The organism is Variovorax sp. GW823-FHT02B07, assembly GCF_058797695.1.
Map to the genome: position 1 here is coordinate 991,681 of NZ_JBXAJX010000001.1, position 25,424 is coordinate 1,017,104.

Consider the following 25,424-nt stretch of genomic DNA (forward strand, 5'->3'; position numbering starts at 1 on the left):
CAACGCTGACGCGCCCCGGCCCGGCCGCTGCGGCTGACGAGGGCGGTCGCTAGGGCCGCCCTCGCTTCCACGCAATGCCCGGGCCTACATGAAGAAGTCGTCCAGCGGTGGCGGCGCCACGACGCCCACCAGTTGCACTTCGAAGTCGGCGGTGCCGTTGCCGTCGATATCGGCCTGCAGCGTCTGGGTGGCGACATCGAACCTCAGCTGTCCGGCCACGTTGGTGAACGCTGCATCGCCGAGGTAGCTGAAGGCATCGTCCGCGTTCGCGTTGCCCGAAATGGCGTCGATGCCCGACAGGTCGAGCGTGTCCGCACCGCTCATGAATCCGGAGACCACGTCCCGGTTCGCACCGGCCGCACTCTCGGCCACGGCATTGAAGTCGTAGATATCGTTGCCATCGCCCCCGGTGAGCGAGTCCTTGCCCAGTCCGCCGGTCAGCGTGTCGTTGCCGCCGCCGCCGTTGAGCGTGTCGTTGCCCGCGCTGCCCTGGATCGCTTCGTTGTCCGCACCGCCGGTGAAGGCGGTGCCGCCGACGATGCCGACGTCCAGCACCTGCGTCGCGGTGGCGTCGCCGTCGGCGTCCTTGACCGCCAGCGAGAACTGCAGGTTGGCGTCGAGCTGGCCGCTGTTGAGGGTGACGAAGCCGATGTCCGAGATCTTGATGACGTCGTTGTCGGACGTGGCCGCTTCGGGGTTGGCGGTGCCGGGTGTTCCCGAGAATTCCTGCAGCGTGGTGCTGTTGCCGCCGGCCCCGGTCAGCGCATTGAGGTTGATGGCCGTGCCCGTCACGCCTTCGGTCGACACCAGCAGCTGTGCCCCTTCGATGACGTAGTTCTCGGTGCCGGTGTTGAAGTCGTTCGACTCGATGATGACCGCGCCGTCGTTGTTGTCCAGCGAGATGCTGTACGGGGCCGGAATGGTGCCGCCGGATTTGATGATGTCGGCGTTGTCGATGATGATGGCCTTCGTCGTGCGGCTGCCGTCGTCCGGGTCCACCAGCTTGAGCACGAGCACCAGGTCCTCGCTGCCGATGCCGTCGAACTTGAGGAACATGCCGGCGGCCTGCGTGGTCGGCGTCGCGGTCGTGAAGCCGAACGGGTTCGCGGCGAAGAAGTCGAGGTCCAGCACCTCGCCCTGCTGGATCGTGTCGCCCGCCACGCCGTTGGCCAGGTTGGACACGCTCACCCACGTCCCGGCCTGTTTGAACAGCTCGCCGTTCACGAAGGCGGTTCCATTGGCCGTGCCCAACGGGGCTGCCGGAGCGATCGCCTGGATGTTGTTGGCACCGGTGCCGCCGCCCGGCTCGCTGTAGCCGGTGAACTGCACGAAGAAGTTGCTGCTCAGCTGGGCCACCGACACGTCGGGCTGCGTCTGGTCGACCGTCGATGTGCCCACCGTGTAGCCGGTGAAGCCCAGCGCCTGGCCGGTCGAGACGGTGTTGAAGCCCGCGATGGGCGCATTCAGCGCGAGCGAGTAGGTGCCGTTCACCTTGTCGAAGCTCAGCGTGCCGGTCGCGTTGGTGGTGGTCGCCGAGCCCGGGTCCGGCTTGTAGCTGAAGCTGACGGCGAACGAGGCGCCCGTCGCCGTCTCGGAGGTCCAGGTCACCGTCGGGCTGGTGATCGCCGCATTGCCCACCGTGCCGGTCAGCGTGATCGCTGAAAAGTCGGAGTTGGAGACGCTGTAGCTCGACCGCGCGTCGGCGCCGATCTCGTAGTCGAAGGTGCCGGTGCCGCCGGGTGACGGGTTGCTGGTGTTCGCATAGATGAGGTCGGTCCGCGCCAGGATGGTCGGTCCGTCGTCCTCGAAGTTCAGGGCCTGGCCGATGTTCAGGAAGTCCGAGCCCGTGTTCTGGTCGCCGTCCTTGTCGGTGATGGTGTCGGTGCGGGTCAGCACGATCAGGTCGGCTGCAGAAAGCGTCTTCGAATCGTCCGGGTTGGTGGCGTCCGGATGCACGACCGCGCGCTGCTGGTCGAGCGTGACGAGGCCCGCGGCGTTCACGCTGACGGTGAAGACCAGCAATCCGCCGCCGGCCGTGCGCCCTTCGACCACGCCGCCGGCGGTGAGGGTCAACACCACGCTCTGGTTGCTGAGCGTGTCGACCAGGCCCGAGGCGACGCCCGCGCTCTTGACGCTCAGCGCGTAGGCGCTGGTGACCGTGCCTGCGCCGTCCGCGCCGTAGGTCGGCGTGCTGGTGAAGTTGTCGGCGAAGCTGGCCGACGCGTTGGTGGCGAAGATGGTCTCGTCCACTGTCAGTGGATCGGCGGCCGCCGTGTCGGCCACCGTGATGCTCGGCCCGTCATCCTCGAAGTTCAAGGCCTGGCCGATGTTCAGGAAGTCCGAGCCCGTGTTCTGGTCGCCGTCCTTGTCGGTGACGGTGTCGGTGCGCGTCAGCACGATCAGGTCGGCTGCGGCGAGCGTCTTCGAGTCGTCCGGGTTGGTGGCATCCGGATGCACGACGGCGCGCTGCTGGTCGAGCGTGACGAGGCCCGCAGCGTCCACGCTGACGGTGAAGACCAGCGCACCGCTGATGGCGGTACGTCCTTCGACCACGCCGGCGTTGACGGTCAGCACCACGCTCTGATTGGTCAGGGTGTCGACCAGGCCCGAGGCGATCCCTGCGCTCTTGACGCTCAGCGCATAAGCGCTGGTGACCGTGCCCGCACCGTCCGCGCCGTAGGTCGGCGTGCTGGAGAAGTTGTCGGCGAAGCTGGCCGATGCGTTGGTGGCCAGGGCGGTTTCGTCCACCGTCAATGCGTCGGGTGGCGCCGTGTCGGCGACCGCGATGCTCGGTCCGTCGTCCTCGAAGTTCAGGGCCTGGCCGATGTTGAGGAAGTCCGAGCCCGTGTTCTGGTCACCGTCCTTGTCGGTGATGGTGTCGGTGCGGGTCAGCACGACCAGGTCGGCCGCGGCGAGCGTCTTCGAATCGTCCGGGTTGGTGGTGTCCGGATGCACGACGGCACGCAGCTGGTCGAGCGTGACGAGGCCAGCAGCGTCCACGCTGACGGTGAAGACCAGCGCACCGCTGATGGCGGTACGCCCTTCGACCACGCCGGCGTTGACGGTCAGCACCACGCTCTGGTTCGTCAGGGTGTCGACCAGGCCCGAGGCGACGCCGGCGCTCTTGACGCTGAGCGCGTAGGCGCTGCTGGTCGTGCCTGCGCCGTCCGCGCCATAGGTCGGCGTGCTGGAGAAGTTGTCGGCAAAGCTGGCCGACGCGTTGGTGGCCAGGGCGGTTTCGTCCACCGTCAATGCGTCGGGCGGTGCCGTGTCGGCCACCGTGATGCTCGGTCCGTCGTCCTCGAAGTTCAGGGCCTGGCCGATGTTGAGGAAGTCCGAACCCGTGTTCGGGTCGCCATCCCTGTCGGTGATGGTGTCGGTGCGGGTCAGCACGATCAGGTCGGATGCGGCCAGTGTCTTCGAATCGTCCGGGTTGGCGGTGTTCGGATGCACGATCGCACGCACCTGGTCGAGCGTGACCGTGCCGGCGGCGTTGACGCTCACCGTGAAGACGATGTCGCCCGTGGCGGCCGCCGCGGCGTCCGTGCCCTGGCGTCCCTCGACGACGCCCGAGGCATTGAGGAACAGGAACACGCTGTTGCCGGTGGCCACGTCGTCCAGCCCGGAGTCCGCGCCGCTGGTCTTCAGGCTCAGTGCGTAGGCGCTGGTGACCGTGCCTGCGCCGTCCGCGCCGTAGCTCGGCGTGCTGGTGAAGTTGTCGGCGAAGCTGGCCGACGCGTTGGTGGCCAGGGCGCTCTCGTCCACCGTCAATGCGTCGGGCGGCGCCGTGTCGGCGACCGCGATGCTCGGGCCGTCGTCCTCGAAGATCATCTGCGAGCCGATCTGCGCCGTGGCGGTGGACGACCGCAGCAGCCGGAAGCCCCCGATGTCGAAGTCCGCGTGCGTGTTGCCCGAGGCATTGAGGGCCGCCCCGTTTTCGATGAGCACGCGGTTGTGGTCCGCCGACGTCGTGTATTCGATCGATTGGCCGGCCACGACGCCGGTGATGGTCGCGACGCCGCCGGTGATGCTGATGGCGAGGCTCGAACTCAGTCCGCCTTCGGCACCGGCCGAGAAGGTTTCGAGCACGGCCCCGGTGACGGAATTGAGCACGCGCACGCTGGTGATCGCAACGGTCGCGTCGCCTGCATAGCCGTCGATGAAACTGTTGCCGGACTCCGCCGCCGTGCTGAAGGCCGAGATCTTGACCTGGGCACTCTTGCCGCTTTGCAGCTGCACCACGTCGAAGTCGGCGGTCCGCGCGCCGAACATGCCGGTGAAGTCGATGTTCGACTCCAGGTCGGCCTCGTTCTGGTCCTGGTTCGGAATGGTGACGTCCGCCCGGGCGCCCGTCACGAACGTGAAGCGGATGCCTTCCTGCTCGGTGATCATCTGGCTGTTGGTGCCGAACGTGGTCGGTCCGCCCGCCTTGCTGGTGTTGATCGTGTCGCCGGTCGAGATGTTGATGTCGTCGGCCGTGCTGTTGGGGTTGGCACCGGACTGATTGGCCGGGTCCTTGCCGGTCGCGATGATCGACACGTTGGAGATCCGGCCATCGACGATGGTCGGACTGCCGGTCGTGAACATCAGGAACAGGTTCTGGCCGGAGGGCGCGTCGGCGAGGTTGAACTCCGTGTCCTGGCTGACGCTGACGAAGACCTTGTCCGTCAGGTTGATCGGATCGTCGGCGTTGGCCGCGTCAGGGTTCGACATCGCTTCGTACTGGACAGTCCAGATCTTGGCGCCGTTCACCGGGCTGCCCGTCTCTTCCAGGTAGGCGGCGAACACGACGGCATTGAGGGCGGTCTTTCCGTAGACGACGTTGTTGTTGGTCGCGTCGGTATACAAAAAGATGTCTTCGCCGTCGGCCGTATTGAGGCCGCTGTCCAGGCCATTGAGCGGCGCGCCGTTCGCGTCCGTGAAGGACATGTCGGTGACCGTGCCCGTCACGCTGAACGTGAAGGCGTTGGTGCCGGTGTTGGTCCCGTTGTAGCCACTCAACGCCGCGTTGATGGCGGTGCCGACGCCTTGGGCCGTCAGGCGGGTGCTGAAGGCGGTGGGCAGCGAACTTGCGGAGATGTCATTGTCGTTACTGTCGCCGGCGGCAGCGGGAGTAGCGGCAAGGTTCTGCAAATTGGCGGATTCATCCAGGGTGACGGTCGAGCCAGCCGTCAGGTTGAGCGCAGCCATGGGAACTCCTTGGTTGAAAAGATGCGCCGACTGGAATCAGTGCTCCCGATTGACCTGCATGCACTGGCGATCAACCACGTTCACATATCAGCAGAAAGGGATGCTGAACCGCCGGGCTGCGCCCTGTCCATAGGATAAAAGTTGTCACCCACTGGGTGATGCGCCGCGCCGATCGCGCGCCCTTACCCTTTGATACCTTGCGAGGTCGGCAGACCTGTCTGCAGGAATTTGTGGTCTTTATCATTAAGCTCCGGCTGCCTCCCAATAGGCACCTCGGAGGGAAACCATGGAACAAGTCCCACTGCCGTCTGCTGGGCTGGAACCTGCGTGGAACGCAGACCCGCTGCCGTTCATGCAGGGCTTGCGTCCCCTGTCGCCGTTCGCGCCCTTCGTGCCACCCGCGCTGTTGGCATCGGACTGCTTTCAACCGGCGTTCCCCGACCTCCCTTGCCCTGCGGCCGACCTCCGCGTGCCGGTGCTTGTCGCCACCGGCACCGGCCGCGCGTCACCGCGGTTCGGGCAGGGCCTGCTGGCCTCGCGGCAGCGGGCCGGGCGGATGTACGAGGTCGCGTGCGTGCAGGTGAACAGCCTCTTCGAGCTGGAAGCCCGCTGCCGGCCGCAGGCGCCGCGCTTGCTGCTGGTGGACATCGCGCTGATGGCGCCGGAGAACGTCGCCAGCCTGGACGGTCTGCGCCGCCGCTTTCCCGCCACCGACTGGCTCCTCGGCTGGGAGGCGCCGTCCCCGCAGGGCCTGGACGCCGCGCTCCGCAGCCAGGCGCGCGGCAGCGTCGAGTGGGCCGCGAGCGCCGAGCAGCTTGCGCAATCGCTGGACGCCGTGCTGGCGGGTACCCTGGGCTTTCCGGGGCCGGTGGTGCAGGCGCTGTACCTGTGCGTGTTGCGCGCGAAGGCCAGCGGCGGGCGGCCGGCGTCCGGCGGCACCACGCCGGCCCTCCGGCTGACTGCACGGGAAGACGAGGTGCTGTCGCTCATGCACCGGGACATGACCAACAAGCAGATCGCCGAGCGGCTCGGCATCAGTGTCAACACGGTCAAGAAGCACCTCGCGCACGTGTTCGCGAAGCAGGGGCCGCACAGCCGGCGCTGGCACCTCGTCTGAGCCGTGGCCGGCACCGGCTTTGCGCCCACCCGGGCGCCGACGCGGTAGATTCGTGACCGCGCGTGCCGGCTCCGGCACGCGCCTGTCAGCTTCAACAAAGGTCAAGGGCGCGCATGAACAGGGTCTGGCTCGTGGTGATGGGGGTTTCGGGCTGCGGCAAGTCCAGCATGGGCGCGGCGCTGGCCACGGCGCTCGGGCTGCCGCTGATCGAGGGCGACGATCACCACCCGCCCGCCAACGTCGACAAGATGAGCCGCGGCATCGCGCTCACCGACGCCGACCGCGCCGGCTGGCTGGCCACGCTGGGCCGCGCCTTGGCCGACGCGCCGCAGGGCGCCGTCATGACCTGCTCCGCGCTCAAGCGCAGCTACCGCGACCAGTTGCGCGCCGCCGCGCCGGGCCTGCGCTTCGTGTTCATGCAGATCGACCGCGCCGAAGCCGAGCGCCGCGTGGCCGCGCGCGCGGGCGCCGGGCTGCACATGTTCCCGGCCAGCCTCGTGGACAACCAGTTCGCCACGCTCGAATCGCCGGTGGGCGAGGCCGGCGTGCTGGCGGTGGATGCGACGGCGCCGCTGGCGCAGCCGGTCGGCGTGGTGCGCGACTGGCTGACCGGTGCCGGCTGAGTCGCATCACCTGAAGAGGCGGCGAGCGGGCATTCACCAGAAACACCGCGGAACCGGCTTCGCCGGGCCGCTGGTGTTGCCCCCGGTAGGGGGTTGGCGAAGCGACACGAAGTGCGCGAAGCCTGGGGGCGAGCCCAATTTATTTATTCGATGACTTCGGGCCAGTCGGTGTGGAAGAACTGGCCTTCGGGTTTGTCGACACGCTCGTACGTGTGCGCCCCGAAGAAATCGCGCTGCGCCTGCAGCAGGTTCGCGCTCAGGCGCGCCGTGCGGTAGCTGTCGTAGTAGGCCAGCGAGGCGCTGAAGGCCGGCACCGGGATGCCGTTGCGCACCGCCAGCGCCACCACCTCGCGCCAGTTCTGCTGCGTGCGGTTCAGCAGGTCTTGAAAGAACGGGTCGAGCATCAGGTTGCCCAGCGCCGGGTCGCGGCGGAAGGCGTCGGTGATGCGGTTCAGGAAGCGTGCGCGGATGATGCAGCCGCCGCGCCAGATCGAGGCGATGCCGCCCAGGTCGAGCTGCCAGCCTTTCTTCTCGCCCATGGTCTGGATCAGGTCGAAGCCCTGCGTGTAGCTGATGACCTTCGAGGCATAGAGCGCGTCGTGCACCTTGGCCACCAGCGCCTTTTTCTCCAGCGACAGTTCGATCTTCGGCCCCTGCAGCAGCTGGCTGGCCGCCACGCGCTGCTTCTTCTGCGACGACAGCACACGCGCCTCGACGGCGGCGTTGATGGTGCTGATGACCACCGCGTTCTCGGCCGCGTTCAGCAGCGTCCACTGGCCCGTGCCTTTCTGGCCGGCCTTGTCCAGGATGAGGTCGACCACCGGCTGGCCGGTTTCGGGGTCCTTCTGTTCGAGCGCCTTGGCGGTGATCTGGATCAGGTAGCTCTGCAGCTCGCCCTCGTTCCATTCGTTGAAGATCGCGGCCATCTCGTCGGTCGTGAAGCCGGCCGCCTTGAACAGGCTGTAGGCCTCGCAGATCAGCTGCATGTCGCCGTACTCGATGCCGTTGTGCACCATCTTCACGTAGTGGCCCGCGCCGCCGGGGCCGATGTGGATCACGCAGGGCTCGCCGTCCACCTTGGCCGCGATGCTCTCGAAGATCGGCTTCATCACCTCCCAGGTCGACGCCGGGCCGCCCGGCATGATCGACGGCCCCTTGCGCGCGCCTTCCTCGCCGCCCGACACGCCCGCGCCGATGAAGCGCAGGCCCTTGGCTGCAAGGTAGGCGTCGCGCCGTTCCGTGTCGGTGTACAGGCTGTTGCCGCCGTCGATGACGATGTCGTCCTTGTCGAGCAGCGGAATCAGCTGCTCGATCACCTGGTCGACCGGTGCGCCGGCCTTCACCATGATCTGGATCTTGCGGGGCTTGGCCAGGCTCTGGACGAACTCCTCAAGCGTCTTCGCGCCCACCAGCTGCTTGCCGGGGTTGGCGGCAATGAAGGCCTCGGTGGTGGCCTCGGTGCGGTTGTAGACGCTGACCTGGAAGCCGCGGCTTTCCACGTTCAGCACCAGGTTCTGTCCCATCACGGCCAGGCCGATCAATCCGAAATCGCTTTGCTTGCTCATGTGTGCCGGGCCCTTCGTGCGTGTGCGGTGGATGAAGCGGGCCATTGTGCCGGGCACCCGCGCGGCGCGGCGTCGGAGGGCGTCTATACCCGCTTGGCAAACGGGCCCGGGCTGGCTATGTTGGCGGGATGACTTCCGCCGCCATGCCCGCAGCCCCTGCTGCGATCCACACCTGGTCGACCGACACCGTGCCGCCTCCGCAGCGGCTGGACTACTGGATCGGCGCGGTCTGCGAAGGCTTTCTCGAGATGGACGTGACCAGCCCGCTGGCCGGCCGCTTCGGCGCCTCGCTCGAATCCGCGCCGCTCGGGCCGCTGCACGTGAACCGGGTGCGCGGCAGCGCGCAGGACGTGTACCGCACGCGCCGCGCCATCGCCCACAGCCGCCACAACTTCTACTACCTGCTGTGCAAGGCCGACTCGCCCTGGGTCGCGGTGCAGGAAGAGCGCTCGGCGCGCCTGCTGCCCGGCGACGCGGTGCTGGTCGATTCGCGGCGCTGCTACGCCTTTCACCTGCAGCAGTCGGCCGACACGGTGTCGATCGAGCTGCCGACCGCCTGGGTCGAGTCGTGGCTGCCCGACGCCGGAGACCACGTGGCGCGCCGCATCGACGGCCACAGCGGCTGGGGCGCGGCGCTCAGCGGTTTCGCCCAGGCGCTGTCGCCCGAGGTGGCCCTGCGGCCGCCGCTGCCGGCGGCGCTGCTGGCCGACCAGCTCGGCGGGCTGCTGGCCCTGGCGCTCGGCCCGGGCGGCGGCGCGGCCATGCCCGACCCGTGCGGCCGCGCCGCCCTGCGCCAGCGCGTGCTCGATGCCACCCGCGAGCGCCATGCCGAACCGGGCCTCACGGCCGCGGCCGTGGCGCAGGGGCTCGGCATTTCGGAGCGCAGCCTGCACCGTTGCCTGGCCGAAGGCGGCGGGGCAGGGCACAGCGCCACCACCTTTGCCAATGCGCTGGCCGCCTGCCGCATGCAGGTGGCGCAGCGCATGCTGGCCGATGCGCGCTTCGACCGCCTGAGCGTGGCGCAGATCGGCCTGCGCGTCGGGCTGGCCGACGCCTCGCACTTCGTGCGCCTGTGCCGCCGGCACCTGGGCGGCACGCCGGGGGCGCTGCGGCAGTCGCGCGACTGAGCGGCGGCTAGGCCCCGAACCAGTCGCGCGCCGAACGGCCCTGGTCGGGCCCCAGCATCGAGAAGCCGCCGTCGACCGGGATGTCCGCACCGGTGACGAAGCGCGCCGCGTCCGAGCAAAGGAACAGCACCACCTGTGCCACGTCGTCGCCATCGCCCACGCGGCCCAGCGGGTGCATCGGCGCGCCGACGCGGTCGGCGCGTGCGCGGTCGCCGTTCGTCATGCGCGACAGCGCATCCGACCAGGTCCAGCCCGGCGACACCGAGTTCACCCGCACGCCCCGGGGCGCCAGCGTGGCGGCCTGGTTGCGCGTGAGCTGCAGGATGGCGGCCTTGGCCGCCGGGTACAGCGCCCGGCCCGCCGCGCCGAACTTGCCGCCGACGCTGCCCATGTTCACGATGGCGCCGCCGTGCGCGGCCAGTGCGTCGGCGGTCTTCTGCACGAGCATCGCGCCGGAGACGAGGTTGACGTTCAGCGCGCCCAGCCAGTCGGCGCGCGCGGCATCCAAGCCTGCATCGCCGTAGACCACGGCGTTGTTGATGAGAAAGTCGATGCGGCCTTCGGTGCGCAGCGTGCCGGCCACGAGCGCATCGAGCGCGTCGTCCGAGGCGATGTCGCAGGCGACGAAACGGCAGCCCGCGCCCACATCGGCCGCCAAGGCGGCGCCGCGCGCCGTGTCGATGTCGACCGCCACCACGCGCGCGCCGGCCTGCACGAAGGCGCGCACGATGGCGCTGCCCAGCAGCGCGGCGGCGCCGGTCACGATCGCGACCTTGCCTTGCAGCGTCGTCATGGCCGGCCTCCCATCTGCGCCACGGCCTCATCCACGCGCACCACGTCCGCGAGCATCGCCAGGGTTTCGAGGCTCGCTGCCTGCAGGTGCGCCTGCGCAGTGCTGCAGGCGTCGGCGACCACCGCCACGTCGTAGCCCAGGTCGCTCGCATGGCGCGCGCCGTGCTCGACCACGTGGTTGGTGGCGATCCCGGCCACGTACAGGCGGCTGGCGCCGGTGGCGCGCACCGCCTCTTCGAGCCCGCTGGCCCAGAAGGGGTTGTTGCGCTTGTGGGTGACCACGGCTTCGCCCGGCAAGGGCGCGAGCTCGTCGTAGAACCCGGCGCCCCAGCTGCCTTCCTGCACCGCGCCGCTTTCGGCCACGCGGCGGAACAGCGTGCAGTTGCGCAGGCAGTCGGCGTAGTCGGGCGCGAAGGCGATGCGCACGAAGATCACCGGCACGCCGTTCGCGCGCGCCCCGGCGATGAGCCGCGCGGCCGAGGCGATGAGGCGCGGGCGCGCCGGGTCGTCGGCGGCCACGCCCACGCGCACCTTGCCGTCGACGTGCAGCACGTCGTTCTGGTAGTGCATCGCCAGCAGCGCGGCCTTCACAGGAACACCTGCAGGGCTTCGTGCGGCGCGTCGCAGTTGACGAGGTCGATGCGCTTGGTCTGGATGCGCCAGCCGTCGTCGGCGCGGCGCAGCGTGTGCAGCACGCTGCCGCCGAAGGTGCGCTGCTCGGTCTTGCGCCACTCCAGCAGCAGGAAGGTCGAGCGCACGGTGCAGCCTGCGTCGTCGCGCGATTCGAGCGCGATGTTGCCCAGCACGTGCACGGTGCGCGTGGGCGGCTGCTGCGAATAGGCGCGGGCCTGCTCGAGCCGCCGCGCGCGCATCGAGCGCAGCAGGGCGTCCTCGCAGAACAGCGACGCATGGTTGAGGTGGTCGGCCTGGCCGTGCACCAGCGGCACCCAGTACAGGCCGTCGGGCGTGAAGAGCTTCTGCCATTCGTCCCAGCGGTGCTCGTCGAGCAGGCGCGCCTCGTGGTGCAGGAATTGCGTGAGGTCCTGCTGTTCGTTCCAGTCGCGGAAGTTCATTCGGCGCTCCCGGTCTGTGCACCTGTGTCGACGCCCATGTACCCGGCCCACGCCGCGAACATGTTGCGCGAAGGCATCTCGCTGTTGCCGTTGGACGCGCGCCCGCCCGGCAGCGGCTGGTCGCGCCCGGCGGCGCGGTGCATGCTCACCCAGTCGCCGCCGTCCGAGCCCAGGCCTTCCTGCACGCGGTTGTAGGCCTCCAGGTCGTCGGGCATCACGTTCGACGAGGGCGAGTTGACGATGTTGGTGTACTTGAGCGTGCGCTGGAAGGTGGCTTCGGGTGCACCCTTCAGGCGGAAGCTGAAGATCTCCACCAGCGTGCGGTCCACCGACAGCGGCCGGATCACGCGGATCTGCTGGAAGGAGGTGTGCGGCGAGCAGCTCGGGTACACGATGGTGTTGTGCCGGTTCACGCGCAGGATCGCGTCGGCCTGTTCGGCGCCCTTTGCGGCTTCGAGCGAGGCCACGTAGGCCAGGCTCACCGGGTCGGTCGGCGGCACGAAGATGCCTTCCATGAAGCCGTGGCCGTGGTCGTAGCCCTTGAGCTCCAGCTTCTCCCAGAACTCCAGCGGCTCGCCGTTGCCGTCGACGATCACCACCTCGAAGGGCTTGGGCGTGCCGGCCGGCATGGCCTCGTGCTCTTCCTTGGCCGCGCGCCACGACGACTCGTGCGTGGCCACGGCGTGGATGGTGTCGTGCAGGTTCTCGAAGAAGATCTTCCAGTTGTTGCGCTGGATCACGCGCTGCACGCCACCGGCCACTTCCACTTCGCCCTCCGGCGCGCGGTCGCAGAAGTTGTCGAGCGACGTGGCCACGCCGCCCAGGAATTCCTTCAGCTCGGGCCCGTCTTCCGACAGGCTGGCGAACACGAAGCCGCGGTGCGAAGCCACGCGCGCCACCTTGCGCACGCCGTACTGCGGGTCTTTCAGGTCGAGCGCGGTGCATTCGTAGCCGCTGCGCAGCGGCACCGACAGCAGGCTGCCATCGCATTTGAAGGTCCAGCCGTGGTACAGGCAGCGCAGGAACTTGCCGGCGCTGCCGCTGCCGTCGGGCACGAGCTTGGCGCCCTTGTGCGGGCAGCGGTTGAACATCACGTGCACTTGGCCGTCGGTGTGGCGCACCATCACCACGGGCTCGCGGCCCAGGCGGGTGGTGAAGTAGTCGCCGGGCTTGGGCACCTGGCTTTCGTGGCCGATGTAGATCCAGGCTTGGCCGAACACGCGGTCCATTTCCAGCTCGAAGATGGCGGGGTCGGTGTAGACGCGCTTGTGCACGCGGTCGGGCTGCACGAGCGACTGGATGTCGATCGGGCTTGTCGCCGCGATGGGGATGATGGGGATCACGGAATTCATCGGGTGGGTCTCCTGAAACGTCATCAGATGTCGAGCACCAGGTGCGGCGTCTTGGCGCGCGACACGCAGGTGCACAGGGTCTTGCCGTCCGCCTTCTCGCGCGGACTGAGGTTGTGGTCGCGGTGGTCGGGCACGCCCTCGACCACGTCCACCACGCACACGCCGCAGTCGCCCTGGCGGCAGTCGTACAGCGGGTCCAGGCCGGCGGCGATGAGCACGTCGAGCAGGCTCTGGTCGGGCGCCACGGTCAGCGTCTTGCCCGAGCGCAGCGTGCGCACCTCGAAGGGCGCGTCGCCTGCCTGCTCGATGGCGCCGGCGAAGAGTTCGAAGTGCACGTGGTCCTCGGGCCAGCCGAGCGCGCGGGCGGTGTCGACCACCGCCTGCACCATGCCGCGCGGGCCGCACACATGCAGGTGGCGACCGGGCACGGGCGCGGCCAGCAGCGCGCGCAGGTCGAGGCCGCGTGCCGGGTCGCCGCCGTCGTGCACCACGGTGCCACCGAGCGCGCGCACCTCGGCCAGGTAGGCCGTGGCTTCTTCGCTGCGCGTGGCATAGACGAAGTCGAAGGGGCGGGCTTCGGCCGCGAGCGATCGCGCCATGCACAGCAGCGGCGTGATGCCGATGCCGCCCGCGATGAGCAGCGGCGGCGCGCTGCCCGCATGCAAAGCGAAGTCGTTGCGCGGCGCGTGCGCGGCCAGCGCGGCGCCGGGTTGCAGCGCGTGCATCCAGGCCGAGCCGCCCGCGCCCTGCGGTTCGCACAGCACCGCGATTTCGCAGCGGTCGGAGCCGTCGTGCGGCTTGGCGAGCGAGTAGGCACGCTGACCCGGGTGGCCGTTGGCCTGCACCACCTGCACGCCCAGGTGCGCGCCCGGCGTGAACGGCGGCAGCGGCTCGCCATTCGCCGAGCGCAGCACGAAGGCCTTGATGGCCGGCGTGAGCGGCGTGACCGCGTCCACGACCAGCGCCAGCATGTCGGCGGTGTGGCTCATCCCAGGGGCAGCGCCGGGTCGGCGATGGTGAGGCCGGTCGATTTTTCCCAGCGCGGCATCAGCGTGTTCGACGGCTGCGTCTCGTCGACCAGCTTGCGCGCCGTCTCGGCGCCGGCCACGGGCAGGCCCTTCGGATCGAGCAGGCCGATCTGCACCAGCACGCTGGCCTGATCCCAGTAGATGTGCTCGTGATAGAGCTTGTCGCCGCGGAACTTCACGATGGCCACGAGCGGGATCTCCACCGGCTTGCCGGTGGGCGCGATGCCCGGGAGCAGCCAGTCGATCTCGACCGTGTGGGTGAAGCTGAACAGCATCTCGTCCACGATCTGCGTTGCGCCCACGGTGCGCGAGATGGGCGTGAGCCGCGTGTCGGGCGGCGTGCTCGGAATGAAGTGGTGCTTGTAGAAGCGCGACAGTTCCTTGGCGCCCACGCCGCCGGTCATGGTCGGGATGTGGTTCACGTAGGGCTCGCCCACCATCGTGGCCATGGTGGCGACCACGTCGCGCGTGGCGAACTCGTACTCGCAGTGCTTGTCCCACAGCGCAGAGAGGTCGTACACCGGGCCGATCGCGTCCTTGAACAGCGCCATCGAGCGCTGGTGCGCCATGAGCGTGGAGGGCTTGTCGAAGTGCTCGCCGCCGGTGCGTGCAAAGGCGTGGTCGACGCCGGGGTAGACGTACATCTGCGCATCGGGCTGGCCGGCGAAGGCTTCGAGCACCTGGGCGCGGGCCTCGGGCGGGCAGAACTGATCGAGCTCGGCGAAGTGCAGGGCGATCGGGCATTTGATTTGCGGCACGAGGTCGAGCACGCCCTCGATGCCCACGCCGTAATAGCCCACGGCCGCGTCCACGCCCGAGTGCGCGGCGGCCAGGTAGGCCAGCTTGCCGCCGAGGCAGAAGCCCAGCGCGCCGACCTTGCCGGTGCAGGCCGGGTGCGCGCGCAGCGCTTTCACGCTCGCCGTGACGTCGGCCACGCCGGCTTCGATGTCGAACTTCTGGAAGAAGCCGAAGGCGCGCTGCCAGTCTTCGGGCGAGTAGCCCAGATCGACGCCGGGCTCCATGCGCCAGAACAGGTCGGGCGCGAGCACCACGTAGCCTTCCTGCGCATAGAGATCGGCCACCTCGCGCACGTAGGCGTTGACGCCGAAGATCTCCTGGCACAGCACGATGCCGGGGCCGCGCCCCGAGGCCGGCAGGGCCAGGTAGCCGCGAAAGGTCTGGGTGCCGTCGCCGGCCGGGATGTCGATGGTGTCGCTCATCGGTTCGTCTCTTGAAGTGGTGGGGTCGGCGGCGATTCTGGGGAGCGCGCCGGGGCGTTGTCTGTCCATTTCGTGCAGCGGTTTGCGCCGCACGAAACGGATAGCGGGGCGCCGCAGCCGCACAGAGACTGCGCCCTGCATTTGCTGCCCCCCACGTTCAACGAACTCACCCCGAGGAGACCTTTCATGTCGCAGGCCACGCCCCGATCCGTCTTGTGCGCGCTCACCGTCCTGGTGGGCGCGCTGGCTTTACCCGCGCAGGCGCAGACCGCGCAGACCGTGAAAGTCGGTCTGGCGATGGACCTGTCCGGCCCCTTCGCCGTCGGCGGCGCCGAGGCCAAGGCCGGCTTCGCCGTGGCGATGAAGCAGCTGGGCGGCAAGCTCGGCGGCGTGCCGGTGGAGTTCGTCGAGGCCGACACGGCCGGCAACCCCGAGATGGCGCGCCAGGTGGTTGAGCGCATGCTGCTGCGCGACAAGATCGACCTGTTCACCGGGCCCGTCGGCTCGTCGGTCGCGCTGGCCGTCGGCCCGCCGCTCTTCGCCGCCAAGGTGCCCTACCTGTCGAGCAACACCGGCCCGAGCGACTACTCGGGCGCGCGCTGCAACCCGTACTTCTTTGGCGCCTCGTACCCGAACGACGCGTACTACGAGTCGGCCGGCAAGTTCGCGAGCGACAAGGGCTTCAAGAAGGTCGCGATGATCGCGCCCAGCTACCCGGGCGGCAAGGACGCCATCAACGGCTTCAAGCACACCTTCAAGGGCGCCGTGGGCGACGAGCTGTACACCAAGCTCGGGCAGCTCGACTACTCGGCGGAGCTGGCGCAGATCCGTGCGTCGAAGCCCGATGCGCTGTACTTCTTCCTGCCCGGCGCGATGGGCGTGAGCTTCATCAAGCAGTTCGTCGGCGCGGGGCTGTCGAAAGACGTGGCGCTGATCTCCACCGCCTTCTCGGCCGACGAGGACATGATCCCCGCCGTCGGCGAGCCGATGCTGGGCCTCTTCAATACCGCGCACTGGTCGTTCGACCTCGACAACCCGGCCAACCAGCGCTTTGTGACGGCGTTCCGCCAGCAGAACAACGGGCGCAACCCGTCGTTCTATGCCGGCCAGGCCTACGACGTGCTGATGGCGATGGATGCGGCCGTGCGCGACGTCGGCGGCAAGGTGGCCGACAAGCCCGCGCTGCTCAAGGCGATCAAGGCGGCCAACTACAAGTCGGTGCGCGGCGATTTCCGCTACGGCCCCAACAACTTCCCGATCCAGAACTACTACCTGCGCGTGGTCGCCAAGGACGGCAGCGGGCGCATCGCCAACAAGGTGATCGGCACCGTGCTGGAGCGCTACCAGGACCGCACCGCTGTGCAGTGCGCGATGAAGTCCTGAGGAGGTGTGTTCAGTGCCGCGCGGCGGGCAGCCGCGCGGGGTCGCGTGAGGTGTCGCGCGGCAGCTGCCCGAAGCGCTCGCGGTAGCAGGCGGCAAAGCGGCTCAGGTGCGAGAAGCCGCAGTTCAGCGCCACCTCGGTGACGCTGGCGCCGTCGTGCCGCGTCAGCTGTGCATGCGCGGCATCGAGCCGCATGTTGCGCAGCACCTCGCCGGGCGACAGGTCGCGGTGGCGCCTGAAGAGCAGGGCGAGCCCGCGGCGCGTGACGCCCGCGGCCTGTGCCACCTCTTCAAGTGAGAGCAGCGAGTCGAGCCGTTCGCGCATGAACTCTTCGGCCCGCCGCAGCTGCCGCAGGCTGGTTTCTTCGGTGCCGCGCTGCGCGTCGGCATGCCGCTGCAGCACCGAATTCGGCCGGTGGCACAGCAGGTAGAGCATGAGGTTGTCTTCGCAGTGCGCGAGCCAGCGCGGGTCGTAACGCTCGAACTCCGTGGGCGGCAGCAGCGAAGCCAGGCTTGCCACCATGCGGCACCACTGCGTGCCCGCCGCATCGTCCAGGCGCAGGGGCATGTCGAAATCGATCTCGCCCACGGTGTCGCCGCCGCGCAGCGCGAAGGCATGGCGCGCCACCTCCTGCAGGCGGCTGAGCTCGATCTTCAGCATCAGCTGTTCGCAGTCGGCATGCCAGCGCAGGCGCACCGGCTTGTGGGCGGAAATGATGGCGCCTTGCCCGGGGTGGATCTGCAGCGTCTGTCCGCCGGTGTGGATGTCGGCACGGCCGCGCAGCGGCATCTGCACCAGCACGAAGTTGCCGAGCGCGTCGGGCTCGATGTCGACGTCGCAGCCATAGCGCAGGATGCACAGCGACAGTGCGCTCATCTCGGCGCGGCAGAAGATCGCGTCGACATCGCCCGAGCGCCACACGCTGCGGTGCGGCTTCAGCTCATGGGCCACGCGCGCGTGCGTCTCTTCGGCCTCGCGCGAGCGGAAGACCTCGCGCCTGTACAGCGGGGACAGTTGCTGACTCGACCATGCGTCCATGGACACTCCTGCGGGGCCAAAGTGGGGAAAGCGACGGAAACGGACGCTTTTTTCTACGCTGGAATCTACGTCGGTGCGCCGCGCGTCGCCATGGGAGTTGCCCGGGCAACGGGCGTCCCCGTTGCAAGAAGCCTGCCCGGCTTGTGTCTAGATGCTGCGGAGATTCACTCGCTTGGACAGCGCTTCGGCGCTCTCGCGCCGCTCGCTGTAGCGGTCGACCAGGTGGTCCGCGCAGTCGCGCGTGAGCAGCGTGAACTTGACCAGCTCTTCCATCACGTCGACCACGCGCTCGTAGTAGGGCGAGGGCTTCATGCGGCCCGCGTCGTCGAATTCGAGAAAGGCCTTGGCCACCGACGACTGGTTGGGGATGGTGATCATGCGCATCCATCGGCCCAGCACGCGCAGCTGGTTCACCGCGTTGAACGACTGCGAGCCGCCCGACACTTCCATCACCGCGAGCGTCTTGCCCTGCGTAGGCCGCACCGAGCCGACGGCCAGCGGAATCCAGTCGATCTGCGCTTTCATGATCCCGGTCATCGCACCGTGGCGTTCGGGCGAGGTCCACACCATGCCCTCGGCCCATTGCGCGAGATCGCGCAGCTCCTGCACCTTCGGATGGTCTTCGGGTTCGCCGTCGGGCAGCGGAAGGCCGCGCGGGTCGTAGATGCGGGGCTCGGCGCCCATCGCGCGCAGCAGGCGCGCGGCCTCTTCGGTCAGCAGGCGGCTGTAGGAGCGCTCGCGCAGCGAACCGTACAGCAGCAGGATGCGTGGTGCATGCGTGGCGCGTTCGGCGGGCAGAAGCTCCTGCAGGCGGGGAACATGGAACGCATCGGCGTCGACGTGTGGCAGATCAGGGCTTGGCGACACGCTGGCCTTTCGCGTCGATCACGGCTTCGCCGTCTTCCTTGGAGAACGCGCCTTGCTGCGGCTTGGGCAGGATGTCGAGCACGGCTTCCGAAGGCCGGCACAGGCGCGTGCCCAGCGGCGTGACGACGATGGGGCGGTTGATGAGGATCGGGTGCTGCAGCATGAAGTCGATGAGCTGTTCGTCGCTCCACTTGGGATCGCCCAGGCCCAGTTCGTCGTACGGCGTGCCTTTCTGGCGCAGTACGTCGCGCACGGGCACGCCCATTGCCGCGATGAGCTGCGTGAGCGTGGCGCGGTCGGGCGGTGTCTTCAGGTACTCGATGACGGTGGGCTCGTCGCCTGTGTTGCGGATCAGCGCGAGCACGTTGCGCGACGTGCCGCAGGCGGGGTTGTGATAGATCGTGATGTCGCTCATGGCAGGCTCGTTGAGAGAAGAAGAAAGAAAAATGGGTCAGCCCAGGCTGAGCCGCAGCGCCAGCGCGGCGAGCGTGGCGGCCAGCACGGGCAGGGTCAGCACGATGCCGATGCGGAAGTAGTGGCCCCAGGTGATGGTCATGCCCTTCTTCGCAAGCACGTGCAGCCACAGCAGCGTGGCCAGGCTGCCGATGGGCGTGATCTTCGGGCCGAGGTCGCAGCCGATCACGTTGGCATAGACCATGGCCTCCTTCACGAGGCCGACCGTGCCCGAGGCCTCGATCGACAGCGCGCCGACCAGCACGGTCGGCATGTTGTTCATGACCGAGGAGAGCACCGCCGCGAGAAAGCCGGTGCCCATGGCCGCGCCCCAGACGCCGCCTTGCGCGAACAGGTTCAGCAGCGTGGCGATCTGGCCAGTGAGACCGGCGTTGCGCAGCCCGTAGACCACGAGGTACATGCCCAGCGAGAAGACGACGATCTGCCAGGGCGCACCGCGCAGCACCTGGCGCGTGTGGATCACCGGGCCGCGCGCCGCCACCGTGAGCAGGATCACCGCGCCGAAGGCGGCCACGGCGCTCACCGGCACGCCCAGCGGTTCCAGGCCGAAGAAGCCCACGAGCAGCAGCGCGAGCACGACCCAGCCGGCGCGGAAGGTGTCGCGGTCGCGGATCGCGTCGGCGGGTTTTTTGAGGCGGGCCATGTCGTAGTGCGCGGGAATGTCGCGCCGGAAGCACCACAGCAGCACGCCCAGGCTCGCGAGCACGGCCGCGACGTTGACCGGCACCATCACCGAGGCATACGCGTTGAAGCCGATGCCGAAGAAGTCGGCCGACACGATGTTCACGAGGTTCGACACGATGAGCGGCAGGCTGGCCGTGTCGGCAATGAAGCCCGCCGCCATGACGAAGGCCAGGGTGGTCGCCGGCGTGAAGCCGAGCGCCACGAGCATCGCCATCACGATGGGCGTGAGGATCAGCGCCGCGCCGTCGTTGGCAAAGAGGGCCGAGACCGCGGCGCCCAGCAGCACGATGAAGGCGAACAGCCGCCGGCCGTTGCCGCGTCCCCAGCGGGCCACGTGCAGCGCGGCCCACTCGAAGAAGCCGGCTTCGTCGAGCAGCAGGCTGATGAGGATGACGGCGATGAAGGTCGCGGTGGCGTTCCAGACGATGGCCCAGACGACGGGGATGTCGGTGAGCTGCACCACGCCGAAGAGCAGGGCGATGATGGCGCCCAGCGAGGCGCTCCAGCCTATGCCCAAACCGCGTGGTTGCCAGATGACCAGCACGAGCGTGAAGATGAAGATGAGGAGGGCGGGGATCATGTTCTTCTGTTCAGGGCGTGTGCACAGGCCACCGGGTACTTCCCTCCGCGAATGTCCCCCGGCCTGCGGCCTCCTCCTTGATTTCGCTGCGGGAAGCACCCAGTGTCCTGCGCACACCGAGCGCGGTCGTGGTGCTGGCCGATCAACGACTGCACTGCCCAATGCTCACGTCGATGGGGTGCCTTGCGCAGCGAAATCAAGGGGGAGGGCGAAGCCCGGAGGACATTCGCGGAGCAAGGTGCCCCGTCGGCGGGAGCACGCCAGAGCGCACGCACGCTGCGTGCAACAGCACAAGCTTTCATGGTCAGCAGTCGCAGGTGCTTGCCGGAAGACAGGCTTCCCCTTGGCAGCAGTTCTCGGTGAGGTAGCCGAGCAGGCCGTTCATCCGCTCGAACGACGCGCGGTAGATGAGGTTGCGCCCCTGGCGCTCTTGCGAGACCAGGTTCGCGTTCACCAGCTCCTTGAGGTGAAAGGACAGCCCCGTCGCCGGTACCGCCAGCGCTTCGGTCAGCGCACCCGGCGTCAGCCCGTCGGGCCCCGCCACCACCAAGGCACGGAACACCCGCAGGCGCACGGGTTGCGCGAGTGCACCCAAGGCGCGGACCACATCGTTTTCTTCCATTGTTCAAGTATCTTTGAATTATTGAAGAGAGGCAACCCACGGCACAGAAAGACCGGTGGCACGAATCGGCCATCGCCCTGGCAGGCAACGGCCATCCGCGACGTACCGCTTTTTCTACAGTCGCCTTCGGCTCATCCCCCAACGACGCATCCAACGAAGGAGACACCCATGTCCGACACCTATGTTCTGGTTCACGGCGCCTGGCACACCGGCGCCGAAATGGAGGCCGTGGCCGACGGCCTGCGCGCGGCCGGCCACACCGTGCATTGCCCCACCGTGGCGGGCAACAACCCCGGCGACGACCGCGCGGGCACCGGCCTGGCCGACGCCATCGCTTCGGTGGTCCGCTTCATCGAGGCCAAGGACCTCACGCAGGTGCGGCTCGTGGGCCACAGCTACGGCGGCATGGTGATCTCCGGTGTGGCCGACCGCATCGCGGCGCGGCTGCGGCGGCTGGTCTACATCAACGCCTTCGTGCCGCTCGATGGCGAGGCGCTCAACGACATGGTGCCGCCGCACTACGTGACCATGTTCGACGCGGTGGCTGCGGCCAACAAGAACGCCGTGATGCTGCCCTTCGAGATCTGGCGCGAGGCCTTCATCAACGACGCCGACCTGCCGCTGGCGCAGTCCGCCTACGACAAGCTCAACCCGCACCCGTACCGCACCTTCACCGACAAGATCCAGCTGAAGCAGCCGCTGGCGGCGCTGGCGCTGGGCAAGTCGTACGTCAATTGCCAGCAGGACACGGCGCTGCCGCACAGCCTGCCGTGGCATCCGCGGCTGTCGGAGCGGCTGGGGTTGTTCCGGCTCGTGGAGTGCCCGGGCAGCCACGAGATGTTCTTCTCGAACCCGCAGCGGCTGGCGCAGGCGATCCTCGAAGCAGGGCGCGACTGACGGAAGGTGCTCGGTCAGCCGTTGGGAAAGAGCGCGTCGAACACGCGCAGCGACGCATAGGCGTCGTTTGCCGCGTAGCGGATCTGCGATTCGGTGAGCTGCTTGTGCGCCCAGTTCGAGGTGGTCGCCTTGCGCGACTTGGCGAAGCGGCGGTTGAACATCAGCGCCACCGCCGTCTTCACGCCGACCGAGCGGCGGTAGCCACGCCGGCGGAACTCGTCGTCGATGTCGAACACGGCCTGCGGCGCAATGGCCAGCCGCAGGCGGATCAGCGACAGGTCGCTCGAAAGGCCGAAGCCGACCTTGCGCAGTGCGGTGGACGCGAGCAGGCCCGCGACCACGGGGTTGCATTCGTCGCGGTGCAGCTGGAACAGCCAGGCCGTGTCGCGCGTGGCGAACTGCACGACGTGCGGGCCGGTCGACACTTCGTTCTTCGCGAAGGTGGGGCGCGACTCGGTGTCGAAGCCCGCCACGCCGGCGTCGAGCAATTCGTCCGCGGCGCGCTCGGCTTCGGCCAGCGAGCTGACGACCACGATGTCTTTCAGGTCGAGGCTGTCGAAGGGGTCGAGCAGCGCGATCTGTTCACGTTCGGGAAGCGGAGGGAGCCGGTGGCTGTTGTTGTGGGGGGCGTTCACCGGGTCTTTGCTTTCGCGGCCTTGGGGGTTGTCTTGGGTTTGGGCTTCTTCGGCTTCGGCGGCTGGCCCGAACGCAGCGCGGCCTCGTAGGCCAGGCGGCCCCAGCGCGCGGCTTCCTCGCGGTCTTCGAACAGGTCGGCCGGCGCCAGGCGGTACGACATCGGCATCTCCTTGCCTTCGCGCACGTAGGTGAAGGGCGGCAGGTTCAGCGCATCGAAGTGCGAGGCGCTGCCGGCGTCGGCCTTGAGGTACAGCGTGTCCTTGGCGACGAGCGCGATCATGCGGCCCTCGTGCCACACGCCGTGGCCGCCGAACATGCGGCGGGTCTCGATGCGGCCGAGGCGTTCGAAGGTCTCGTGCAGGCTCTGGACGAATGCGCTCATGCAGTGATCTCGATGCGGTTGCCGTCCGGGTCAAGCACCACGCTCTCGTAGTAGCCGTCGCCGGTGCGGCGCGGGCCGTCGAGCAGCGGATAGCCGTCGGCCTTCAGCCGCTGCGTGAGCGCATCGACCTCGGCGTCGGAGCTGACCGAGATCGCCAGGTGCGTCCAGCCCATGCGCTGCGCGCCGGCCTCGGCGACCACGGGCGAGAGGGTGCTGGTGGTCATGGCCTCGATGCGCGCGCCGTCGCCCAGGCTCAGGAAGCACGAGGCGAAGCCCTTGGCCGGGTTCACGTAGCCGGCACCGGCGGTGGCGCCGAAGTAGTCGACGTAGAAGCGCTTGCAGCGTTCGAGGTCGGTGGTCCAGAGGGCGATGTGGTCGATGCGGACGCGCATGGGGCAGGAAGGAAGTGCGGAGGGTGTCAGCCCGTGCGCCAGGGCGCGCGGGTGGGCGACCAATGGTAGGCGATGCGTTCGCGTCCGCTGCCGGGGTGGCGGTCGACCACGCCGCGCACGAGGCCGTAGCGTTCGTAGAACCGCTGCGCCTCGGTGTTGGTGACGGCCACGTGCAGCCGCCAGCCGTGCGGCATGCGCACGCAGGCCTCGTCGAGCAGCGCCTTGCCCAGGCCCTGGCTGCGCAGGTGCGGTTCGACGAACAGCTGGGCCACGTACTCGCGCGCCGTGAGCAGCACCATGAAGGCCAGCACCTGGCCATCGCGCTCGGCCAGCACCACGTCGGCGGGCGGGATGAATTCGGTCTGCACGCGCCGCAGCCAGTGGCCGATGGGCTCGACGTGGACGGCGCTGCGGTTGGCCGACACCCAGGCGCGGCGCCAGATGCCCGCGAGCACCATGTTCTCCTCGGCGCCGCCATCGCGCGAGCGCAGCTGGAAGGCAGGAATCTGGGCGGCGGACATGCGGACCATGATAGCCACGCCGGGTGCGGACCGCACCCCCTTGTGCTCAGGCGTTCAGCGTCTGCGCGTGGTGCGCGATGTGGTCGGCCATGAAGCTCTGGATGAAGTAGTAGCCGTGGTCGTAGCCCGCGTGGCGGCGCAGCGTGAGCGGCTGGCCGGCGGCGAAGCAGGCGGCCTCGAAGGCCTCGGGGTGCAGCTGCTCGGCGAGGAATTTGTCGGCCAGGCCCTGGTCGATGAGGATGCCCTGCGGATAGGGCGCCACGGTCTGCGATTGCATCAGCGCGCTGGCGTCGTGCGCGAGCCATTGCGCGCGGTCGTCGCCGGGCTCGCCCAGGTAGCCGGCGAAGGCCTTCTGGCCCCATGGGCACTGGGTGGGCGCGCAGATCGGCGCGAAGGCCGAGAGCGACTTGAAGCGCCCCGGGTGCCGCAGCGCCAGCGTGAGCGCGCCGTGGCCGCCCATCGAGTGGCCGAAGATGCCGATGCGCTCGCCGTCGATGGGAAAGTGGCGGGCCACCAGCGGCAGCAGCTCGTGCACGATCCAGCTTTCCATGCGCCAGTGCGTGGCCCAGGGCTCGGCGGTGGCGTCGAGGTAGAAGCCGGCGCCGATGCCGAAGTCCCAGCTGTCTTTGGCGCCCGGCAGGCCTTCGGGGCCGGCGCCGCGCGGGCTGGTGTCGGGCGCGATCAGCGCAACGCCCAGGCTGGCGGCCATGCGCTGCGCGCCGGCCTTCACCGCGAAGGTTTCCTCGTTGCAGGTCAGGCCGGCAAGGTAGAGCAGGGCGGGCACGCGCGTGTGCGCGGCCTGCGGCGGCAGGTAGACCGAGAAGCGCATCGGCAGGCCGATCTCGTGCGAGCGGTGCTCGACGAAGCGCTGCACGCCGCCGAAGGCGTGGTGTTCGGAAAGAAGTGTCGGGGTGGTGTCGGTCATGAAGAGGAGGTCGTCTGGCTGCGCAGCGCGGGCACGAGTTCAAGCACGGCGTCCGCGAAGGTGCGCGGCGCTTCCTGCGGCAGGTTGTGGCCTGCGCCGGGCACGAGGCGGTGCGAGCGCGGCCCACTGAAGCGGTGCGCGTGGGCCGAGGCATCGGCGGGCGGTCGCACGCCGTCGTCGATGCCGTCGAAGGTGATGGCGGGCACGGTGATCGTCGGCTGCGCGGCAAGGCGGCGTTCGATGTCGGCATAGGCCGGGTCGCCGGGCACAAGGCCGAAGCGGTGGCGGTACGAATGGATCACCACGTCCACGAAGTCGGGGTGGTCGAAGGCGGCGGCGCTGCGTTCGAAGGTGGCGTCGTCGAAGCGCCAGGTCGGCGACCACAGCTGCCACAACAGCTTCGTGAGGGCCTTGCGGTCCTTCGCGAGGCCGGCGCGGCCGCGTTCGCTGTGGAAGTAGTACTGGTACCAGAGGCTGTGCTCGTTCTCAGCCGTGTCGGGTTCCATCGCCTTGGCGATGTTCTGGATGTTGTAGCTGTTGAGCGAGACCAGCCCCGCGCAGCGTTCGGGCCACAGCGCCGCCACCACGCAGGCGGCGCGGCCGCCCCAGTCGTAGCCGGCCAGCACGGCGCGGTCGATCTTCAGCGCGTCGAGCAGCGCGAGCAGGTCGGCACCGAAGGCCGCCTGTTCGCCCGAGCGCGGCGTGGCCTCGCTCAGGAAGCGCGTGGCGCCATAGCCGCGCATGTACGGCACGATCACGCGGCAGCCTTGGGCGGCCAGCATCGGCGCGACTTCGGCGTAAGTGTGAATGTCGTATGGAAAGCCGTGCATCAGCAGCACGGGCGGGCCATCGGCCGGGCCGGCTTCGTAATAGGCGATCTCGAGGACGCCCGCTTCTATCTTGCGCAGGGGTTCCATGCGGTTCATGGCGGGCGCCTC

Annotated in this window: 24 protein-coding genes; 5 read left to right on the forward strand and 19 right to left on the reverse strand. The window is 68.8% G+C overall.

Going from position 1 to position 25,424, the window contains the following annotated elements; all coding sequences use genetic code 11:
- Positions 1-84 precede the first annotated feature (84 nt).
- A complete protein-coding gene (locus tag AC1RGU_RS04635) occupies positions 85-5,190 on the reverse strand; it encodes a DUF5801 repeats-in-toxin domain-containing protein (protein WP_492695058.1) in 5,106 nt (1,701 codons plus the stop codon).
- A 286-nt stretch (positions 5,191-5,476) separates the two neighbouring features.
- Between AC1RGU_RS04635 and AC1RGU_RS04640 the strand changes: the two genes are divergently transcribed.
- On the forward strand, positions 5,477-6,307 hold the full coding sequence (locus tag AC1RGU_RS04640) for a helix-turn-helix transcriptional regulator (RefSeq protein ID WP_492695060.1): 831 nt from the start codon (positions 5,477-5,479) through the stop codon (positions 6,305-6,307).
- 113 nt (positions 6,308-6,420) lie between these two features.
- Positions 6,421-6,930: a gluconokinase gene (locus tag AC1RGU_RS04645; protein WP_492695062.1), complete on the forward strand. Its 510-nt coding sequence runs from the start codon at positions 6,421-6,423 to the stop codon at positions 6,928-6,930.
- Positions 6,931-7,073: 143 nt separating this feature from the next.
- Here AC1RGU_RS04645 and gnd read toward each other — a convergent pair whose 3' ends face one another.
- On the reverse strand, positions 7,074-8,495 hold the full coding sequence (gene gnd / locus AC1RGU_RS04650; RefSeq protein WP_492695064.1) for a decarboxylating NADP(+)-dependent phosphogluconate dehydrogenase: 1,422 nt from the start codon (positions 8,493-8,495) through the stop codon (positions 7,074-7,076).
- Between the two features lie 128 nt (positions 8,496-8,623).
- Between gnd and AC1RGU_RS04655 the strand changes: the two genes are divergently transcribed.
- Positions 8,624-9,622 (forward strand): AraC-like ligand-binding domain-containing protein, encoded by a 999-nt coding sequence (locus tag AC1RGU_RS04655; protein ID WP_492695066.1) that lies wholly within the window; start codon positions 8,624-8,626, stop codon positions 9,620-9,622.
- Positions 9,623-9,629: 7 nt separating this feature from the next.
- On the opposite strand, the gene AC1RGU_RS04660 is transcribed toward AC1RGU_RS04655, so the two are convergent.
- Genes AC1RGU_RS04660 through AC1RGU_RS04685 form a run of 6 tightly spaced genes read right to left on the reverse strand, consistent with a single transcriptional unit; the run spans position 9,630 to position 15,087 of the window.
- Positions 9,630-10,415: an SDR family oxidoreductase gene (locus AC1RGU_RS04660; protein ID WP_492695068.1), complete on the reverse strand. Its 786-nt coding sequence runs from the start codon at positions 10,413-10,415 to the stop codon at positions 9,630-9,632.
- Complete coding sequence (locus AC1RGU_RS04665) at positions 10,412-11,005, reverse strand: cysteine hydrolase family protein (protein ID WP_492695070.1); 594 nt, start codon at positions 11,003-11,005, stop codon at positions 10,412-10,414. Before AC1RGU_RS04665 ends, AC1RGU_RS04660 begins: the two co-directional genes overlap by 4 nt.
- Positions 11,002-11,487 carry an aromatic-ring-hydroxylating dioxygenase subunit beta gene (locus tag AC1RGU_RS04670; protein ID WP_307637947.1) on the reverse strand — a complete coding sequence of 162 codons (486 nt, stop codon included), beginning with the start codon at positions 11,485-11,487 and terminating at the stop codon, positions 11,002-11,004. The genes AC1RGU_RS04665 and AC1RGU_RS04670 overlap by 4 nt, the downstream gene beginning before the upstream one ends.
- Positions 11,484-12,839 carry an aromatic ring-hydroxylating dioxygenase subunit alpha gene (locus AC1RGU_RS04675; protein WP_492695072.1) on the reverse strand — a complete coding sequence of 452 codons (1,356 nt, stop codon included), beginning with the start codon at positions 12,837-12,839 and terminating at the stop codon, positions 11,484-11,486. The genes AC1RGU_RS04670 and AC1RGU_RS04675 overlap by 4 nt, the downstream gene beginning before the upstream one ends.
- Before the next feature lie 23 nt (positions 12,840-12,862).
- Positions 12,863-13,828: a PDR/VanB family oxidoreductase gene (locus tag AC1RGU_RS04680; protein WP_492695074.1), complete on the reverse strand. Its 966-nt coding sequence runs from the start codon at positions 13,826-13,828 to the stop codon at positions 12,863-12,865.
- On the reverse strand, positions 13,825-15,087 hold the full coding sequence (locus AC1RGU_RS04685; protein ID WP_492695076.1) for a dienelactone hydrolase family protein: 1,263 nt from the start codon (positions 15,085-15,087) through the stop codon (positions 13,825-13,827). Before AC1RGU_RS04685 ends, AC1RGU_RS04680 begins: the two co-directional genes overlap by 4 nt.
- A 186-nt stretch (positions 15,088-15,273) precedes the next feature.
- On the opposite strand from AC1RGU_RS04685, the gene AC1RGU_RS04690 reads away from it, so the two are divergent.
- Entirely contained in the window at positions 15,274-16,470 is a 1,197-nt protein-coding gene (locus AC1RGU_RS04690) for an ABC transporter substrate-binding protein (protein ID WP_492695078.1), read from the forward strand.
- 10 nt (positions 16,471-16,480) lie between these two features.
- Here AC1RGU_RS04690 and AC1RGU_RS04695 read toward each other — a convergent pair whose 3' ends face one another.
- From AC1RGU_RS04695 to AC1RGU_RS04715, 5 genes are all read right to left on the reverse strand, one after another.
- Complete coding sequence (locus AC1RGU_RS04695; RefSeq protein ID WP_492695080.1) at positions 16,481-17,506, reverse strand: AraC family transcriptional regulator; 1,026 nt, start codon at positions 17,504-17,506, stop codon at positions 16,481-16,483.
- A gap of 147 nt (positions 17,507-17,653) precedes the next feature.
- Positions 17,654-18,373: an arsenical resistance protein ArsH gene (arsH, locus tag AC1RGU_RS04700; protein WP_307637953.1), complete on the reverse strand. Its 720-nt coding sequence runs from the start codon at positions 18,371-18,373 to the stop codon at positions 17,654-17,656.
- Positions 18,357-18,788 (reverse strand): arsenate reductase (glutaredoxin), encoded by a 432-nt coding sequence (gene arsC, locus AC1RGU_RS04705; protein ID WP_492695082.1) that lies wholly within the window; start codon positions 18,786-18,788, stop codon positions 18,357-18,359. The genes arsH and arsC overlap by 17 nt, the downstream gene beginning before the upstream one ends.
- Before the next feature lie 36 nt (positions 18,789-18,824).
- On the reverse strand, positions 18,825-20,111 hold the full coding sequence (locus AC1RGU_RS04710) for an arsenic transporter (protein WP_492695084.1): 1,287 nt from the start codon (positions 20,109-20,111) through the stop codon (positions 18,825-18,827).
- A gap of 304 nt (positions 20,112-20,415) precedes the next feature.
- A complete protein-coding gene (locus tag AC1RGU_RS04715; RefSeq protein ID WP_492695086.1) occupies positions 20,416-20,733 on the reverse strand; it encodes an ArsR/SmtB family transcription factor in 318 nt (105 codons plus the stop codon).
- A 168-nt stretch (positions 20,734-20,901) separates the two neighbouring features.
- On the opposite strand from AC1RGU_RS04715, the gene AC1RGU_RS04720 reads away from it, so the two are divergent.
- On the forward strand, positions 20,902-21,630 hold the full coding sequence (locus AC1RGU_RS04720) for an alpha/beta fold hydrolase (RefSeq protein ID WP_492695088.1): 729 nt from the start codon (positions 20,902-20,904) through the stop codon (positions 21,628-21,630).
- Positions 21,631-21,644: 14 nt separating this feature from the next.
- On the opposite strand, the gene AC1RGU_RS04725 is transcribed toward AC1RGU_RS04720, so the two are convergent.
- From AC1RGU_RS04725 to AC1RGU_RS04750, 6 genes are read right to left on the reverse strand one after another with little or no spacing between them, the layout of a single operon-like run.
- Positions 21,645-22,265: a 3'-5' exonuclease gene (locus AC1RGU_RS04725; protein WP_492695090.1), complete on the reverse strand. Its 621-nt coding sequence runs from the start codon at positions 22,263-22,265 to the stop codon at positions 21,645-21,647.
- Entirely contained in the window at positions 22,262-22,648 is a 387-nt protein-coding gene (locus tag AC1RGU_RS04730) for a TfoX/Sxy family protein (protein ID WP_492695092.1), read from the reverse strand. The genes AC1RGU_RS04725 and AC1RGU_RS04730 overlap by 4 nt, the downstream gene beginning before the upstream one ends.
- Complete coding sequence (locus AC1RGU_RS04735) at positions 22,645-23,040, reverse strand: VOC family protein (protein WP_492695094.1); 396 nt, start codon at positions 23,038-23,040, stop codon at positions 22,645-22,647. The genes AC1RGU_RS04730 and AC1RGU_RS04735 overlap by 4 nt, the downstream gene beginning before the upstream one ends.
- A 26-nt stretch (positions 23,041-23,066) precedes the next feature.
- Complete coding sequence (locus tag AC1RGU_RS04740) at positions 23,067-23,570, reverse strand: GNAT family N-acetyltransferase (RefSeq protein ID WP_070059688.1); 504 nt, start codon at positions 23,568-23,570, stop codon at positions 23,067-23,069.
- 37 nt (positions 23,571-23,607) lie between these two features.
- Complete coding sequence (gene fghA / locus AC1RGU_RS04745; RefSeq protein ID WP_492695097.1) at positions 23,608-24,486, reverse strand: S-formylglutathione hydrolase; 879 nt, start codon at positions 24,484-24,486, stop codon at positions 23,608-23,610.
- Complete coding sequence (locus AC1RGU_RS04750) at positions 24,483-25,412, reverse strand: alpha/beta fold hydrolase (protein ID WP_492695099.1); 930 nt, start codon at positions 25,410-25,412, stop codon at positions 24,483-24,485. The genes fghA and AC1RGU_RS04750 overlap by 4 nt, the downstream gene beginning before the upstream one ends.
- Positions 25,413-25,424 lie beyond the last annotated feature (12 nt).